This is a genomic window from Pseudomonas juntendi (assembly GCF_021560075.1).
GTDB classification, from domain to species: Bacteria; Pseudomonadota; Gammaproteobacteria; order Pseudomonadales; family Pseudomonadaceae; genus Aquipseudomonas; species Aquipseudomonas juntendi.
This window is the reverse complement of sequence record NZ_CP091088.1, coordinates 1-17,211: the sequence shown is the minus strand read 5'-3', so window position 1 is coordinate 17,211 and position 17,211 is coordinate 1. Positions and strand designations below refer to the sequence as shown.

General features: G+C 60.7%; 13 protein-coding genes. 4 read left to right on the top strand and 9 right to left on the bottom strand.

From position 1 onward, the window contains the following. Positions 1-42: 42 nt before the first annotated feature. Entirely contained in the window at positions 43-828 is a 786-nt protein-coding gene (locus L1P09_RS00065; protein WP_054905247.1) for a lysophospholipid acyltransferase family protein, read from the top strand. 321 nt (positions 829-1,149) lie between these two features. Here the strand turns inward: L1P09_RS00065 and L1P09_RS00060 are convergent, their stop codons facing one another. Together L1P09_RS00060 and L1P09_RS00055 are read right to left on the bottom strand one after the other, a co-directional pair. After that, positions 1,150-2,769 (bottom strand): MFS transporter, encoded by a 1,620-nt coding sequence (locus L1P09_RS00060; RefSeq protein ID WP_115293186.1) that lies wholly within the window; start codon positions 2,767-2,769, stop codon positions 1,150-1,152. Between the two features lie 97 nt (positions 2,770-2,866). Beyond that, positions 2,867-4,513 (bottom strand): GMC family oxidoreductase, encoded by a 1,647-nt coding sequence (locus L1P09_RS00055; RefSeq protein ID WP_235768299.1) that lies wholly within the window; start codon positions 4,511-4,513, stop codon positions 2,867-2,869. Positions 4,514-4,689: 176 nt separating this feature from the next. Between L1P09_RS00055 and L1P09_RS00050 the strand changes: the two genes are divergently transcribed. Next, positions 4,690-5,577 carry a LysR family transcriptional regulator gene (locus L1P09_RS00050; protein WP_235768298.1) on the top strand — a complete coding sequence of 296 codons (888 nt, stop codon included), beginning with the start codon at positions 4,690-4,692 and terminating at the stop codon, positions 5,575-5,577. Here L1P09_RS00050 and L1P09_RS00045 read toward each other — a convergent pair. Genes L1P09_RS00045 through L1P09_RS00035 form a run of 3 tightly spaced genes read right to left on the bottom strand, consistent with a single transcriptional unit; the run spans position 5,566 to position 8,576 of the window. Further along, positions 5,566-6,384, bottom strand: coding sequence for a sulfite exporter TauE/SafE family protein (locus L1P09_RS00045; protein WP_054905244.1), 819 nt, complete (start codon positions 6,382-6,384; stop codon positions 5,566-5,568). The genes L1P09_RS00050 and L1P09_RS00045 overlap by 12 nt on opposite strands. Beyond that, on the bottom strand, positions 6,381-7,652 hold the full coding sequence (locus L1P09_RS00040) for an NAD(P)/FAD-dependent oxidoreductase (protein ID WP_235768297.1): 1,272 nt from the start codon (positions 7,650-7,652) through the stop codon (positions 6,381-6,383). The genes L1P09_RS00045 and L1P09_RS00040 overlap by 4 nt, the downstream gene beginning before the upstream one ends. 39 nt (positions 7,653-7,691) lie before the next feature. Further along, positions 7,692-8,576 (bottom strand): MBL fold metallo-hydrolase, encoded by an 885-nt coding sequence (locus L1P09_RS00035; protein ID WP_235768296.1) that lies wholly within the window; start codon positions 8,574-8,576, stop codon positions 7,692-7,694. A 221-nt stretch (positions 8,577-8,797) separates the two neighbouring features. On the opposite strand from L1P09_RS00035, the gene L1P09_RS00030 reads away from it, so the two are divergent. Beyond that, positions 8,798-10,090 carry a sigma-54 interaction domain-containing protein gene (locus L1P09_RS00030; protein ID WP_232892548.1) on the top strand — a complete coding sequence of 431 codons (1,293 nt, stop codon included), beginning with the start codon at positions 8,798-8,800 and terminating at the stop codon, positions 10,088-10,090. A 141-nt stretch (positions 10,091-10,231) separates the two neighbouring features. Then, positions 10,232-10,633, top strand: a complete 402-nt coding sequence (locus L1P09_RS00025) for an RcnB family protein (protein WP_054905241.1) — start codon at positions 10,232-10,234, stop codon at positions 10,631-10,633. A 345-nt stretch (positions 10,634-10,978) separates the two neighbouring features. Here the strand turns inward: L1P09_RS00025 and gyrB are convergent, their stop codons facing one another. From gyrB to dnaA, 4 genes are read right to left on the bottom strand one after another with little or no spacing between them, the layout of a single operon-like run. Continuing rightward, the gene (gene gyrB / locus L1P09_RS00020; protein ID WP_154211356.1) at positions 10,979-13,399 is read right to left on the bottom strand and encodes a DNA topoisomerase (ATP-hydrolyzing) subunit B; all 2,421 of its coding nucleotides are present in this window, start codon (positions 13,397-13,399) and stop codon (positions 10,979-10,981) included. A 4-nt stretch (positions 13,400-13,403) separates the two neighbouring features. Beyond that, positions 13,404-14,507, bottom strand: coding sequence for a DNA replication/repair protein RecF (gene recF / locus L1P09_RS00015; protein ID WP_192441338.1), 1,104 nt, complete (start codon positions 14,505-14,507; stop codon positions 13,404-13,406). Positions 14,508-14,522: 15 nt separating this feature from the next. After that, entirely contained in the window at positions 14,523-15,626 is a 1,104-nt protein-coding gene (dnaN, locus tag L1P09_RS00010) for a DNA polymerase III subunit beta (RefSeq protein WP_029886848.1), read from the bottom strand. Positions 15,627-15,666: 40 nt separating this feature from the next. Beyond that, positions 15,667-17,211, bottom strand: a complete 1,545-nt coding sequence (gene dnaA, locus L1P09_RS00005; protein WP_029886847.1) for a chromosomal replication initiator protein DnaA — start codon at positions 17,209-17,211, stop codon at positions 15,667-15,669.

The following is a 17,211-nucleotide window of genomic DNA, read 5'->3' as shown; positions in this document are numbered from 1 at the left end:
TGCGCCTGCGGGCGCATTTTTCTCAGGCGGGCATGCCCCGCAATGGTACAAGCCACTATGTCGATCCTGCAGGCGATCAGAATCTTTCTTTTTTACCTGCTGCTGGGCACCAGTTCGTTGCTGTGGTGCTCGCTGAGCTTTTTCGTCGCGCCGTTTCTGTCGTTCCCCAAGCGCTACAAGTTCATCAATGTGTACTGGTGCCGCTGCGCCTTGTTCCTCGTGCGGACGATTCTGGGCATCGACTACAAGATCACCGGTGCCGAGAACGTGCCGGCCGAGCCTTGCGTGATCCTGTCGAACCACCAAAGCACCTGGGAAACATTCTTCCTGTCGCAGTACTTCTCGCCGCTTAGCCAGGTGCTCAAGCGCGAACTGCTGTACGTGCCGTTCTTCGGCTGGGCCATGGCCATGCTGCGGCCGATCGCGATCAACCGCGACAACCCGAAGGAGGCACTGCGCCAGGTCGCGAGCAAGGGCGATGAGCTGCTCAAGCAGAAGACCTGGGTGCTGATCTTCCCGGAGGGCACCCGTGTGCCGTTCGGCACGGTCGGCAAGTTCTCGCGCGGGGGCACCGCGCTGGCAGTCAATGCCGGGCTGCCGGTACTGCCGATTGCCCACAACGCCGGCAAGTTCTGGCCGAAAACCGGTTGGGGCAAGCGCTCGGGCACCATCGAGGTGGTAATTGGCGAGCCGATGTACGCCAACGGCACCGGGCCACGGGCCATTGCCGAGCTCAACGACCGCGCTCAGGCGTGGAACGAAGCGGCCCAGCGGGCCATGGGCTCGCTGCCGCCAGCAGCAGAAGAACCGCAGGAGCAGATGGCGTGATATCTGTGGATAACTTGTGAGCACTTTTTCGTTGAAATGCTTGAAGTAAGCGCTAAGTTATTGAATTGGCTGTTTATTTTTGGGTGTGGCATTTTTCTGAAAAGCGTGCATAAGTTTTTTCGGGGCATAAGAAAACCGGCTTTAACAGCCGGTTTTTTTTGGGCTCCATTTCCAGTACGCATCGCTTCGTGTAGGAGCGGCCTTGTGTCGCGATGGGCCGCAAAGCGGCCCCGGCAATGTGTACATCAAGGCAGAAATCCTGGGGCCGCTGCGCGGCCCATCGCGACACAAGGCCGCTCCTACAAGGATCCGCGCCAGCTTTCAGATCTTGTCGATATCCACATCCTTGGTTTCTTTCAGGCAGAAAATCCCCACCACCAAGCTGATGCCGGTCACCAGGATCGGGTACCAAAGCCCGTAGAAGATGTCCCCGGTGTACACCACCAGTGCAAACGAGACGGTGGGCAGGAAGCCGCCGAACCAGCCGTTGCCAATGTGGTAGGGCAGCGACATCGAGGTGTAGCGAATGCGGGTCGGGAACAGCTCGACCATCACTGCGGCCAATGGGCCGTAGGTCATGGTCGCGATCAGGATCATCGCCACGATCAGCACCACGACCATCACCTGGTTGACCTGTGCGGGGTCAGCCTTGGCCGGGTAGCCTGCCTGCTCCACCGCCGCACGCATCGCGGCTTCGTCGAAGCCGTTGATGGTCTTGTCGCCCACATTCACCACTACCTCGCTGCCGGCTACGCTGACCGAGCTGTAAGGCAGGCCCTGTTTGACCAGAAAGGTCTTGACCTTGTCGCACGGGCTGTCGAAACGGGCCTTGCCGACCGGGTCGAACTGGAACGTGCAGCCTTGCGGATCAGCAGTGACCACGATCGGCGCCTGGCGGCTAGCGGCGTCAATTTGTGGGTTGGCATAGTGGCTCAAGGCCTTGAACAGCGGGAAGTACAGCACCGTGGCCAGCAGCAAGCCCAGCATCAGGATCGGTTTGCGCCCGATACGGTCCGACAGCCAGCCAAAAAACACGAAGAACGGCGCACCGATCACCACGCTGATGATCAGCAAGGTATTGGCCTGGGCCGGGTCTACCTTCAGCATCTGGGTCATGAAGAACAGCACGTAGAACTGCGCGGTGTAGAAGGTCACCGCTTGCCCGGCATTGATGCTGAACAGTGCGGTCAGTACGACTTTGAGGTTCGGCCACGAGGTGAACGACTCCCGGATCGGCGACTTGCTGACCTTGCCCTGGGCCTTCATTTTCACGAAGGCTGGCGACTCATGCATGCTCATGCGGATCCAGGTGGAAATGCCCAGCAGCACGATCGACAGCAGGAACGGCAGGCGCCAGCCCCAGGTTTCGAACTGATCGCCACTGACATAGCGGCTGCCCAGTACCACCAGCAACGACAACAACAGGCCCAGGGTGGCGGTGGACTGGATAAAGCCGGTGTGGAAACCGCGCTTGCCCGGGGGGGCATGTTCGGCCACATAAGTGGCCGCACCACCGTACTCACCGCCCAGCGCCAGGCCCTGCAGCATGCGCAGTATCACCAGAATGATCGGTGCGGCGATGCCGATGCTGGCATACGTGGGCAGCAAGCCCACGGCGAAAGTGGAGAGCCCCATCAGTACGATGGTGACCAGGAAGGTGTATTTACGCCCGATCATGTCCCCCAGGCGGCCGAACACCAATGCACCGAACGGCCGCACAAGGAAGCCGGCAGCGAAGGCCATGAGGGCGAAGATGAAAGCGGTGGTGTCGTTCACACCCGCAAAGAACTGCTTGCTGATGACCGCTGCCAACGCGCCATAGAGAAAAAAGTCATACCACTCGAACACCGTCCCGAGGGATGACGCGAAAATGATTTTGCGTTCTTCACGACGGTTGGAACCGCTGGCCGCCGCAGCCTGCTCTTGAATGTAATCCGACATCGTTGCTGTCCTCGGCCCGCAGGCCACAGTGATTATTCTTGTTGTTCCACTGTCGGCAGCCTTCGACCGCAAGCTGCCGCTACTGCACGCACCCGGGTCAGGGCGTCGGTAATGCGTCTTCGTTCAGGTAGGTCTGGGTAGCAGCTCCTTTGAGGATCAGTTGTGCCGCCTTTTCGGCGATCATCAGGGTGGGGGAACAGGTATTGCCTGAGGTGATCTGCGGCATGATCGAGGCATCGGCCACGCGCAGGCCGGGGATGCCATGCACGCGCAGCTGGTTATCCACAACGTCCATCGCACCATTGCCCATGCGGCAGGTACCCACCGGGTGGAAAATGGTAGTGCCGATCGTGCCGGCAGCCTCGATAAGGTCCTGTTCGCTTTGCAGGGTCGCGCCAGGCAGATATTCCTCGGGCTCGAATACGGCCAGGGCAGGGGCCTGAACGATGCGCCGGGTAAGGCGGATGGCATCGGCGGCCACCTGCAAGTCCTGGGGGTCGCTCAGGTAGTTGGGGTCGATCAGCGGCGTGCTGTGCATGTCGGTGCTACGAATATCGATACGCCCACGGCTGGCCGGGCGCAGGTTGCAGACCGAGGCGGTAAAGGCCGGGAACCGGTGCAAAGGCTCGCCGAAGCGCTCCAGCGACAGCGGCTGCACGTGGTACTGCAGGTTGGCGGTGGCCTGGTCGGGGCTGGACCGCACGAACGCGCCCAACTGGCTCGGGGCCATGGCCAGCGGGCCGCTGCGGTCGTAGAGGTAGCGCAGGCCCATGCCCATCTTGCCCCACAGGCTGTTGGCCATCTGGTTCAAGGTGCGGGTATTGCGGATCTGGTAGATCAGCCGCAATTGCAGGTGGTCCTGCAGGTTGCCACCCACGCCAGGCATGTGGTGGCGCACGCCAATACCCAGGCTTTCCAGTAATTGCCGGGGGCCGATGCCGGAGCGTTGCAGGATGCCCGGGGAACCGACCGCCCCAGCACACAGCACGATCTCGCGGCGAGCCGCAAACTCGTGCCAGGCGCCTTGCCAGAATGCTTTCACCGCACGTGCGCGGGTATTGTTGAGCAGCATCTGGTCAACCTGCACACCCGTAAGCACGGTGAGGTTGGCGCGGTGCTGAACCGGCCGCAGAAACGCCTTGGAGGCATTCCAGCGCACGCCACTGCGTTGGTTGACCTGGAAATAACCACACCCATGGTTATCGCCGGTGTTGAAGTCATCCACCTTGGCGATGCCGCTTTGCTCGGCGGCGTCGCGGAAGGCATCCAGTATCGGCCAGCTGTAGCGCTGGCGTTCTACTCGCCACTCGCCACCGCCGCCGTGGTGCTCGCTGGCGCCAGCAAAGTGGTTTTCACTGGCCTTGAACAGCGGCAGCACGTCCTTCCAGGCCCAACCGGGGTTGCCCTGTTCGGCCCAGTGGTCGTAGTCGGCAGCCTGGCCACGCATATAGATCATGCCATTGATGGAAGAGCAGCCGCCCAGCACCTTGCCGCGCGGGTAGCCCAATGCGCGCCCACCCAGGCCGGGCTGGGCTTGGGTCTTGAAGCACCAGTCGGTGCGTGGGTTGCCAATGCAGTAGAGGTAACCCACGGGAATGTGAATCCAGGGATAGTTGTCCCGCCCGCCCGCTTCCAGCAGCAGCACGCGGCAACCAGGGTCGGCGGACAAGCGGTTGGCCAGCAGGCACCCGGCGGGGCCGGCGCCTACCAACACGTAATCGAAGACAGAATCGGCTGATGGCATGTGCAACCTCGGGCCTGATTATTATTCTTGTCCCGATCCATCTTAGTGCGTAATTTCGTGGGTGAAACACGCGATTTCGCGCAGCGGTTGTGCGTTTTAGCACAGCGACAACTCTGTACAGGCGTCTTCGCGGATTCACCCGCGAAAGGGGCCCACGAACAGCCACAAGGATCAGCATGTTCGACTGGAACGATCTGCGGTTTTTCCTCGAGTTGCAGCGCAGCGGCCGCCTGCTTACCGCCGCCAAGCGCCTCAATACCACCCACAGCACCGTGGCCCGGCACATCGAGCGCATCGAAGAAAGCCTGGGCACAGCCTTGTTCGTGCTACACGCCCAAGGCTATGAGCTGACCCCTTCGGGCCAGGCCCTGCTCAAGCACGCCGAAGCCATGGAGAACGTCGCCCTGCTGGCCCAGGAAGAAATCACCCAGGCCATCACCCCACTGGGCAAGATCCGCCTGGGGGTCACCGAAGGCATTGGCATCATGTTCTTCACCCCGCGCATGAACGCGCTGTTCGAGCGCTACCCCGGGCTGGAAGTGGAGCTGGTGGCAGTGCCGAGGTTCGTCAGCATCCTCAACCGCGAAGCCGAGATCAGTATTCACCTGGAGCGGCCCAACGCCGACCTGCTGATCACGCGCAAACTCACCGACTACCGCCTGGCCCTGTATGCCAGCCAGGGCTACCTCGACCGCGCACCACCCCTGCGCAACCGTGAGGATCTGGCCCGCCACAGCTGGATCGGCTACGTCGACGACCTGCTGTTCAGCCAGGAGCTGCTGTTTCTCAATAGCTTCTGCCGGGCGCCCAACGTGGTCTTCCGCAGCACCAGCGTGATTGCCCAGCAAGTGGCCGCACGTGCTGGGCTGGGCATTGCAGTGCTGCCCAACTACATGGCCCGGCACGACCCGACCCTGGTCCGCGTACTGCCTGGCGAAACCATCCAGCGCAGTTACTGGATCTGTACCCGCCGCGAGCTGCACAAGTCGGTGCGCCTGCGGGTCGTATGGGATTACCTGCTGGCGCTGTGCGCAGAGCAACAGGGCGAGCTGTTAGCTCAGTAATGCCTTGCTGGCCAGCAGCAGGGCAGCGGCGCAACCTGCCACGGCAAACATCTGCTGCAGCCGTGGGCCCGCCAACCTGGCCGCCAGGGGGCGCGCCAGCAGCAAGCCAAGCACGGCGCCGACAGCGAAAGGGCCACCCACTTGCCAATGCAGGACACCTGCAAGGCTGGCACTGATCACACTGCCGGCAGACACCAAGGCAATCACCGCCAGCGACGTGGAGACGATCGTGGCCATGCGCAGGTTGGTATAGCGGTTGAGCGCCGGAATGATCACGAACCCGCCCCCCACACCGAGCAGGCCAGACAGCAAGCCGGACAGCGCGCCGGTGAATGCCAGGGCGCGAGCGCAGGGCAGGGTCCAGCGCAAGCGGCCCTGCAGCGGGTTCAGCACACATGGCTCGATGAAGCGATGCGCATCGTTGGCTTCGCCACGCAGCTCCCTGGCCGCCTTGCGCCAGATACGCAGGCAGGCGTAGGTGAGCACAGCGGCGAACACCAGTTGCAACGGCGTATTGGGCAAACGGTGCGCCAGCATCAACCCCAGTGGCGCTGCCGCCATCCCGATCAAGGCGATGAACAGTGCCGCCCGATAGCGCACCAGGCCGCGACGCAAACCCAGTACCGCGCCCACGGCTGCCGCCAGACCTACCGCCAACAAGCCGACCGGTGCCGCTTCGACCATCGAAAGGCCAAGGCCGAACACCAACAGGGGCACGGCAAGAATGCCTCCACCGGCGCCCGTCAATGCCAGCACGGCGCCGATGATGGCCCCCAGGGCTGCGCCAAGCAGTTGCGTTTCGATCACTGCCCGCCCTCTGCTACCAACGGTTGTGGCCGCGCCAGCCATTCCCGACCCTTGAGCATGGCTTGCCAGTACAGCGGCGGCAGGGCCTGCGCCTTGAGCAGCCAAGCCAGGCGGGTCGGCTTGCGACCGTCGAGCAACCAGTTGGGGAAGCTGGGCGCCAGCTTGCCACCATAGGTGAACTCGGCCAGCACGATCTTGCCGCGCTCGATCGTGAGCGGGCATGAGCCGTAACCGTCGTACTGGGCCAGTGTCTGCAACCGCCCCAGCGCTACCAGCACATTATTGGCCACTACCGGAGCCTGCTTGCGGGCCGCTGCAGCGGTCTTGGCGTTGCTGGTGTTGGCCACATCGCCCAAGGCGTGAACAGTGCTGTACTGGCGATGGCGCAGGGTGTGCGGGTCTACATCGACCCAGCCGGCACTGTCGGCCAATGGGCTTTCACGGATGAAGTCGGGCGCGACTTGCGGCGGAACCACATGCAGCAGGTCGAAGGCCTCGACGCGGGTTTCGCTGCTGCCATCGGGCAGGCTACGCACAAAGGTGGCACGTTTGTTGGGGCCGTCCACGGCGACCAGCCGATGGCTGAAATTCAGGTCCACGGCATATTTTTCGATGTACTGCATCAAGGCAGGCACGTAGTCGGCCACACCGAACAAGACTGCGCCGGCATTGAAGAAGCTGGCTTTGATCGCGCCCAGGTCACCGTGGCGTAGCCAATGGTCACATGACAGGTACAGCGCCTTCTGTGGCGCGCCGGCGCACTTGATCGGCATCGGCGGCTGGCTGAACAGGGCACGGCCGTGCTTGAGCTTTTGCACCAGCTCCCAGGTATAGGGCGCCAGGTCGTAGCGGTAATTGGAGGTGACCCCGTTACGGCCCAAGGTCTCGCTGAGCCCATCAATGGCCGCCCAATCGAGCTTCAGGCCAGGGCAAACCACCAGTTGTTCATAGCCGATGGCCCGGCCATCCTCGAGCACGACCAACTGGCGCACCGGGTCGAAACCCTGGACGCGCGCCTTTACCCAGCGCACCCCGCGCGGAATCGTCGAAGCCATGGTGCGGGCAGTGCTCGCCGCGTTGAAAACACCAGCGCCGACCATGGTCCAGCCAGGTTGGTAGTAGTGCACCTCGGCGGGGTCGATCAAGGCCACATCCAGGGACGCGTCGCGGCTGATCAGGCTGGATGCAGTGGCGATCCCGGCGGCACCGGCACCGACGATGACCACTGTGTGGTGGTCGGTATGGGTAGTGGACGACAAGGCAGGCATGGCAATAAATCCTGGAAATCTGGTTATAGGGCAGGGCGCTTACAGCTTGTTCAGCGGGATCTTCAAATAACTGACGCCGTTGGCTTCCGGCTCCGGGAAGTGGCCACTGCGCATGTTCACCTGCACCGACGGCAAGATCAGCACGGGCATGTCGAGGGTTTTGTCGCGGGCCTCACGCATGGCGACGAAGCTGTCCTCGTCGATACCCTGGTGGATGTGGATATTGCTGGCGCGCTGCTCGGCAACGGTGGTGACGTACTGCATTTCGCGACCACCTGGCAGGTAGTCGTGGCACATGAACAGGCGGGTCTGGTCGGGGAACGCCAGCAAGCGCCGGATCGAGCGGTACAGCGTACGGGCGTCGGCGCCGGGGAAATCGCAACGGGCAGTACCGTAGTCAGGCATGAACAAGGTGTCGCCGACGAACACCGCGGTCTCACCCGCATCCTCGATCATGAAGCTCATGCATGCAGGCGTGTGCCCAGGGGTGTGCAATGCACGCGCATGCAGGTTGCCGATGCGGAAACCTTCTTCGTCTTCGAACAGCACATCGAATTGGCTGCCATCACGGGCAAAGCCACGCTCGGCGTTGAACAGGCTGCCAAAAACCTTCTGCACCTGGGTGATGTGCGCACCAATGGCGGTATGGCCGCCAAGCTTCTCCTTCAGGTAGGCCGCTGCCGATAGGTGGTCGGCATGCACATGTGTTTCAAGTATCCAGCGCACGCTGGCGTGCAATTCAGCCACGCGCTCGACCAGCCGATCTGCTGAGGCAGTACAGGTGCGCCCGGCCTTGGGGTCGTAATCCAGCACGCTGTCGATCAACGCGCACTGCCGGGTTTCACAGTCCATGACCAGGTAGCTGATGGTCGAGGTCGCCTCATCGTAAAAGGCGTCCACGTGAAGGTTGTTGCCGATGATCATCACGTTCTCCAGTTATCCGCCGCGTCTATTCAACGCGTAGGCAGTGACAGGAGGTATATCAAGATGCATGCCAGGCTCTTTATCGTGCCGGGCCCAACGAAACCGAGGCAGTGCTGACAGCACCTGGCTGAATTGGCAGCATGATTGGCAGTCGACTGTCAGCCAATGGCAGTGTTTGGCAGTCCTTGTTACCCTGCATCCATCATCCGAACGGTGCTGTCATGCCTGAAACCCATCCGTTTATCCTGGCGCTGGTTTCCTACCTCGAGCACGATGCCCTGCCGACCATCGTGCTGGACACCGACTACAACATCCTGGCAGCCAATGCTGAGTATCGCCGCCAGTTCGGCCAGCACGAACAAGCACCCCTAGGGGAAAAGTGCCACAGGGTGTCGCACCACTATGCCGTGCCATGCGACCAGGCTGGCGAACATTGCCCGATGCGCAAAGCCTGGGACAGCAAGGTCGCGGAGCGTGTGTTGCACATTCACCACACGCCACGTGGGCCCGAGCACGTGGATGTAGAGCTGCGGCCGATCCTGGACGAACAGGGTACGGTGGTAGCCTTTGTCGAACGCTTGACCACCATCACCCTGGCCTCGGCCCAGCCGCAAGAGCAAGGGCTGGTCGGCCGTGCGCCGGCCTTCAAGGCAGCCCTGGCCAGCCTGCAACGCGCGGCGCCAGCGCAGATCCCTGTCTTGCTGCAAGGTGAGTCAGGCACCGGCAAGGAGCTGTTCGCCCGTGCGCTGCACATGGGTAGCGCCAGGGCAAACGGCCCACTGGTGGTGGTGGACTGCACCGGCTTGACCGAGTCATTGTTCGAGAGCGAACTGTTCGGGTACGAAAAAGGCGCGTTCACCGGTGCCAACCAGCGCAAGATCGGCCTGGCCGAAGCCGCCCATGGCGGCACGCTGTTCCTTGATGAAATTGGTGAAGTGCCGCTGGCGATGCAGGTGAAGCTGTTGCGCCTGATCGAGTCTGGCAGCTTCCGCCCGGTAGGCAGCCTGCGCACAGTGCATTCGGATTTCCGCCTGGTGTCGGCCACGCACAAACCCCTCAGGCAAATGGTTGCCGATGGCAGCTTCCGTGAAGACCTGTACTACCGCATCAGCGGCTTCCCGATTCGCCTGCCGGCACTGCGTGAGCGGGTAGAGGACCTTCCCTTGCTGGCGCAGAGCCTGCTGCAACGCATGGCGGGCACATCGGTCCCCAGCTTGAGTGACGATGCCTTGCAGCGCCTTGCCTTGCATCCGTTCCCGGGCAACATCCGCGAGCTGCGCAATGTTCTGGAACGGGCGCGGTTGTTCGCTGATGATGGGGTGATCAGGCCGGAGCACCTGCCCGAGGACATCGGCGCGCAAACGCCGGTGAGCCGTGGCGCAAAGCGCCGTGACCTCGGTGAACTGGCCCAGGCTCTGGAACAGTTCAAAGGTTCGCGCAGTGAGCTGGCGCTTCATTTGGGCATGAGCGAACGCACGTTGTACCGTCGCTTGAAAGCGCTTGGGCTGCGCTAGCTTCGTGTTTTCGCCAGGCCACCTTTACCGGACCTTTACCGCTGTCCTGACATTAAACGACCTGGTTCATGGTCTGATTGGTTAACCGTACCCGGTAACTGAAAGATTCAGCCGGGCGTTAATACACAGAGGACCGCAACGATGAAAAAGACCCTGACCATGATGTGCGCGGCGCTGATGCTCAGCGCACCTCTGGCAAGCTTCGCGCAGCCTGGTCCACCTGACCGTCATGATGGCGGCCCAGGGCACCCAGGCAACCCGCCCCACGCTCAGCCGCAGGGCCGCCACGACAATGGCCGCGGGCCTGCTTATCGCGACCCGAACTTCCACCCGCAAAAAGGTATGCCGGTACCCCACCAGCAGTGGCGCCGCGGCCATGTGGTAGACCCGCATTACCGTGGTGACCGTTACTGGGTAACCGACTGGAAGGCGCGGCACCTGTATGCACCTCCGCGCGATCACCGCTGGTTGTACGTGAACGGTGACTACGTACTGGTCGCCATCGCCAGCGGAGTGATCGTCAATATTCTCAGCGGCTACTGATGTGTGGGAACACGCTGTTCAGTTAGCAACTGGGGCTGAACTACGCGCCAGGATGTGCTCGGGCATGTTCGATCACCATGTGGTGCCTGCCTCGAACGCTTCGCAAAAAACCCGCAGTAGTGAAATGCCTGTCAGTTAAGTAATTTGGGGCCGCTGTGCGACCCTTCGCGGGCACGCCCGCTCCCACAGGGGATCGCGCATTTCTTGAGTTCAGCGCCAAACATGTGGGAGCGGGCTTGCCCGCGAAGGGCTGCAAAGCAGCCCCAGTAACGCTTAACTGACAGGCATTACGCAGTAGCGGTTTTTTTTGGTGACCGGTAGGTGTCAGACTTTGAACCCGGCCGGTCAGAAGTCCAGGTTAGAAACCGACAGGGCATTGCTCTCGATGAAGTCACGGCGTGGTTCGACCGCATCACCCATCAGGGTGTTGAAGATCTGGTCGGCAGCGATGGCATCTTCGATGGTGACCTTGAGCATCCGGCGCACGGTTGGGTCCATGGTGGTTTCCCACAGTTGCTCAGGGTTCATCTCACCCAGCCCTTTGTATCGCTGGATAGTATGCCGCTTGGTGCTTTCGTTCATCAGCCAGTCCAGTGCTTCCTTGAACTCGCTGACCGCCTTGCGGCGCTCGCCGCGCTGCACATAAGCACCTTCGCCCAGCAGGGTAGAAAGGTTGGCCCCCAGCTTCACGACCGTACGGTAGTCGTTGCTGCCAAAGAAGTCGCGGTTGAACGTGACGTAGCTGGCCAGGCCGTGGGAGGTCACTTCCACTTCCGGCAGCCACACATTGCGCTCTTTGTCTTCGCGCAGGCTAGCCTGATAACCAAGGCCGGACTTCTGGCTGTTGCTCAGGCGCGCCTGGAACTTCACCAGCCAGGCTTGCATCGCAGCATGATCGCCCAATTGCTCGACGGTCACTTCCGGCAGGTAGATGAAATGCTCGGTGATGTCTTCTGGGTACAAGCGCGACAGACGCTTGAGCGTTTTCATCACGCCGCGGAATTCGTTGACCAGGTTTTCCAGTTGTACACCGGCAACCGCTGGCGCCGACTCGTCCAAGTGCAGGCTGGCATCTTCCAGGGCCGACTGGGTCATGTACTCTTCCATGGCCTCGTCGTCTTTGATGTACTGCTCCTGCTTACCTCGCTTGACCTTGTACAGCGGCGGCTGGGCAATGTAGATGTAGCCGCGCTCGACAAGCTCCGGCAATTGGCGGAAGAAGAAGGTCAGCAATAAGGTACGGATGTGCGAACCGTCAACGTCAGCATCGGTCATGATGATGATGTTGTGATAACGCAATTTATCGATGTTGTACTCTTCGCGGCCAATGCCACACCCCAGCGCCGTGATCAGCGTGCCTACTTCCTGGGACGAGATCATCTTGTCGAAGCGCGCCTTCTCGACGTTGAGGATCTTCCCCTTCAGCGGCAGGATCGCCTGGGTACGGCGGTTACGGCCCTGTTTGGCGGAGCCACCTGCGGAGTCACCCTCCACCAGGTACAGCTCAGAAAGGGCAGGGTCCTTTTCCTGGCAGTCCGCCAATTTGCCCGGCAAGCCGGCAATGTCCAACGCGCCCTTGCGACGGGTCATTTCACGGGCTTTGCGGGCCGCTTCCCGAGCACGCGCAGCGTCGATCATCTTGCCAACGACGGCCTTGGCCTCGTTGGGGTTCTCCAGCAGGAAGTCGGCAAAGTACTTGTTCATTTCCTGCTCAACGGCGGTTTTCACCTCCGAGGAAACCAACTTGTCTTTAGTCTGTGAGCTGAATTTAGGGTCCGGGACCTTCACCGAAATGATCGCGGTCAGGCCTTCACGGGCATCGTCGCCAGTGGTGGCTACCTTGTTCTTCTTCGCCAGACCTTCCTGCTCGATGTAGTTGTTAAGGCTACGGGTCAGCGAGGAACGGAAGCCCACCAGGTGGGTACCACCATCACGCTGCGGAATGTTGTTGGTAAAGCACAGCAGGTTTTCGTTGAAGCTGTCGTTCCATTGCAGGGCAACTTCAACACCTACGCCATCCTCGCGCTGCACATTGAAGTGGAACACCTGGTTGTTGACCGGCGTCTTGTTGGTGTTCAGGTACTCAACGAACGCTCGCAGGCCACCTTCGTATTTGAAGAACTCTTCCTTACCACTGCGCTCATCTTTCAGCAGAATGCCGACGCCCGAGTTGAGGAACGACAGTTCGCGAATCCGCTTGGCCAGGATGTCCCAGCTGAAATGGATGTTCTTGAAGGTTTCAGCCGAAGGCTTGAAATGGATATGGGTGCCCGTGGTTTCGCTGTCACCCACAACCGCCATCGGCGCTTGTGGAACACCGTGAACGTAGGTCTGTTCCCAGATCTTGCCGCTGCGGCGAACGGTCAATACCAGCTTCTCGGAGAGGGCGTTTACGACCGAAACCCCAACACCGTGCAAACCGCCGGAGACTTTGTAGGAGTTATCGTCAAACTTACCGCCGGCGTGCAGGACGGTCATGATGACCTCAGCGGCGGAAACACCTTCTTCTTTATGCACATCGACCGGAATGCCGCGACCGTTGTCGCGGACACTGATGGATTCGTCCGGGTGAATAATGACAGTGATGTCATCGCAGTGACCGGCGAGGGCTTCGTCGATCGAGTTGTCGACCACTTCGAAGACCATGTGGTGCAGGCCGCTACCATCATCGGTGTCGCCAATGTACATGCCGGGACGCTTGCGTACGGCATCCAAACCTTTCAGCACCTTGATGCTGGAGGAGTCGTACGTTTGATTTTCGCTCATGCCTTCACTCCCGATGGTCGTGGGTCTGGGTGATACGGCCTTGTTCCACGTGGAACAAAGCAACTGGCGTTTCCGTCTGCCAGCCTTCCCTCAGTAATTCGTGATCTACACAGGTGATGAACACCTGGCAGCGTAATTCTTCAAGCAAGCGGCACAGAGCGCGGCGGTGCTGGTCGTCGAGTTCGGACGGCAAGTCATCCACGAGATAAATACAGTGACCGCGGCGAGCCTGGCTGACGAGGTGGCCTTGGGCAATGCGCAGTGCGCACACCACCAGCTTTTGCTGACCACGCGACAAAATGTCGGCTGCATTATTGGCAGCTAGGCGAAGACGCAGATCAGCGCGCTGCGGACCGGCTTGGGTATGGCCCATTTGCTGATCGCGAAGGAGAGAGGAGGCGAGTACTTCTTGCAGTTCCCGGTCCTTGTCCCAGCCTCGATAGTAGCTCAGGGTCAACCCGTCCAGTTCGACCAGTTCGCTCAGGGTTCGCTCGAAGACGGGCTTCAAGGCCTTGATATAATTGCGACGGTATTCATCTATTTCCGCACTGGCCAGGCACAGTTCCCGGTCCCAGGCGGCTTGCGAAGCTGGGTCAAGTGTACCATGCCGCAACCATGAGTTCCGCTGCCGCAGCGCCTTCTGCAGCCGTTGCCAAGCGGGTAGGAAGCGAGGTTCCACGTGGAACACTCCCCAATCCAGGAACTGGCGACGAATTTTTGGTGCGCCCTCCAGTAGCCGAAAGCTGTCCGGATTGATGAGCTGCAACGGCAGCAGCTCTGCCAACTGCGCAGCGCTACGAGCGTTCTGCCCATCGATGCGAATGGTAAAGTCCCCTTGGCGCTCGCGGGACACACCGAGGTTACAGGTGCCGCCCTCCGTCAATTGCACCTCACCAAACACGGTACAGGCAGCCTGTTCGTACTGTATGACCGGGTTCAAACGGGTGCTGCGGAATGAGCGCGCTAATCCAAGCAAGTGCACGGCTTCCAGCACACTGGTCTTGCCACTGCCGTTGGCGCCGTAAAGGATGTTGATGCGGGGGGAGGGTGAGAGCGTCACCGGGTGCAGGTTGCGCACCGCGGTGACCCTGATACGTCGAAGGGACATGTCGCCTGCTACAGGTTACAGGCGCATCGGCATGACAACGTAGGAAGAATCATCATTCCCGGCTTCCTGCAGCAGCGCACTGCTGTTGGAGTCAGACAGGATCAGACGAACTTGCTCAGTGGTCATCACGCCCAGCACATCCAGCAGATAGCTGACGTTGAAGCCGATTTCCAGCGAGCTACCATCATAGTCCACACTGATTTCTTCTTCCGCCTCTTCCTGCTCGGGGTTATTGGCCTGAATCTTCAATTGGCCAGCAGCCAGCTGCAGGCGAATACCGCGGTACTTCTCGTTGGAAAGAATCGCGGTACGGCTGAATGCCTCACGCAACGCCTGACGATCGCCAACCACCACCTTGTCGCCGCCTTTGGGCAATACGCGCTCATAGTCGGGGAATTTGCCGTCTACCAGCTTGGAGGTAAAGGTGAACTCGCCAGTGGTCGCACGAATGTGGTGCTGGCCGAGCACGATGCTGACCATGCCTTCTGGGTCGGTCAGCAAGCGCGCCAACTCCAGGATACCTTTGCGGGGCACGATGACCTGGTGACGGTCGTCTTGCTCGATGGGCGCCGTCATGGAGCACAGGGCCAGGCGGTGACCGTCGGTAGACACTGCACGCAGGGTGTTGCGGGAAACCTCAAGCAGCATGCCGTTGAGGTAGTAGCGCACATCCTGCTGAGCCATGGCGAAGCTGGTGCGCTCGATCAAGCGGCGCAGCTTGCTCTGTTCCAGGTTGCAGGTCAGCGAACCTGGGCCTTCTTCCACTGTGGGGAAGTCGTTTGCAGGCAGGGTGGACAAGGTGAAACGGCTACGGCCGGCCTTGAGCAACAGTTTCTGCTCGTCGACTTTGATATCGATCAGGGCGTCATTGGGCAGGCTTTTGCAGATGTCCATCAGCTTGCGCGCCGGGACAGTGATCTCGCCAGGCTCAGCCGGCTCTTCCAGTTGCACGCGGCCTACCAGTTCGACTTCCAGGTCGGTACCGGTCAACGACAGTTGCTGGCCTTGCACGACCAGCAACACGTTGGACAGGACCGGCAAGGTCTGACGGCGCTCGACGACACCGGCGACCAGTTGCAGGGGTTTCAACAGGGCTTCGCGTTGAATGGTGAAATGCATGGTCTAGTCCCTTGCCTTCAATTAGCTGCGCACACGGCCATCAGGTCGTCAGCGTTCGCAGCAGGTTCTTGTAGTCCTCGCGGATATCCGCGTCGGATTCCTTCAATTCGTTGATCTTGCGACAGGCGTGCAGCACGGTCGTATGGTCGCGCCCGCCAAACATGTCGCCGATTTCCGGCAAGCTGTGGTTGGTCAGCTCTTTGGACAGCGCCATGGCCACCTGGCGAGGGCGCGCCACGGAACGCGACCGTCGCTTGGACAGCAAATCGGAGATCTTGATCTTGTAGTATTCGGCGACGGTACGCTGAATGTTATCCACACTGACCAGCTTGTCCTGCAGGGCCAGAAGGTCCTTCAGCGATTCGCGGATCAGCTCGATGGTGATATCGCGCCCCATGAAATGCGAGTGAGCGATCACCCGCTTCAGCGCACCTTCCAGTTCGCGAACGTTGGAACGGATACGCTGGGCGATGAAGAACGCTGCATCATGCGGCAGTTCGACCTTGGCCTGGTCAGCCTTCTTCATGAGGATGGCTACACGCGTCTCCAGCTCTGGCGGCTCTACGGCAACCGTGAGGCCCCAGCCAAAGCGCGACTTCAAGCGCTCTTCCAGGCCTTCGATCTCTTTGGGGTAGCGGTCGGAGGTCAGGATGACCTGCTGGCCACCCTCAAGCAGCGCGTTGAAGGTGTGGAAGAATTCTTCCTGGGAGCGCTCCTTGCGGGCAAAGAACTGGATATCGTCAATCAGCAGCGCATCTACCGAACGGTAGAAACGCTTGAATTCGTTGATGGCATTGAGCTGCAGCGCCTTGACCATGTCTGCGACGAAGCGCTCCGAATGCAGGTACACAACCTTGGCGTTCGGGTTCTTCTTCAGCAGGTGGTTACCCACAGCATGCATAAGGTGGGTTTTACCCAGACCCACTCCGCCATAAAGGAACAACGGGTTGTAGCCATGCTTGGGGTTGTCTGCGACCTGCCAGGCCGCTGCGCGCGCCAGCTGGTTCGACTTACCCTCGACAAAGGTATCGAAGGTGAAGGTTCGGTTCAGATAGCTGGTGTGCTTGAGCGCACCTTCAACCTGTACGGTGCGCTGTTCGGCCCTGCCACTGGTGGCTGGCGCAGCGGCCGGCTCAGCCATGGCATCGAAGCTGTCGCGCGAAGACGGCTCGGCCATTTCATCCATCGGAACAGATTCGGTAACCGTTACTGCTGCAGGTTCGAGGGTAGCCGCAGCAGGCGCAGCCTTGAGGGTCTGGCTTTTAGCCTGGGTCTGCGCCTGTGAAGCGGCGACCGCAGCACTGACCGGCGCGTTGGGCGCGGCGCGCGGGGCTGAGCTGCGGCGGCTGCCTATTAATAAGGAAAGGGCAGGTGCTATGCCGCTGCCGTTCTCGCCCAACAATTCGAGCAAGCGGCCCAGGTACTTTTCATTGACCCAATCGAGAACGAAACGGTTAGGCGCATAGACGCGCAACTCGTCGCCTTCGGCTTCGACCTGTAGCGGACGGATCCAGGTGTTGAATTGCTGGGCAGGCAGTTCATCGCGCAGAAGCTCCACGCACTGCTGCCAAAGTTCCACTGACAC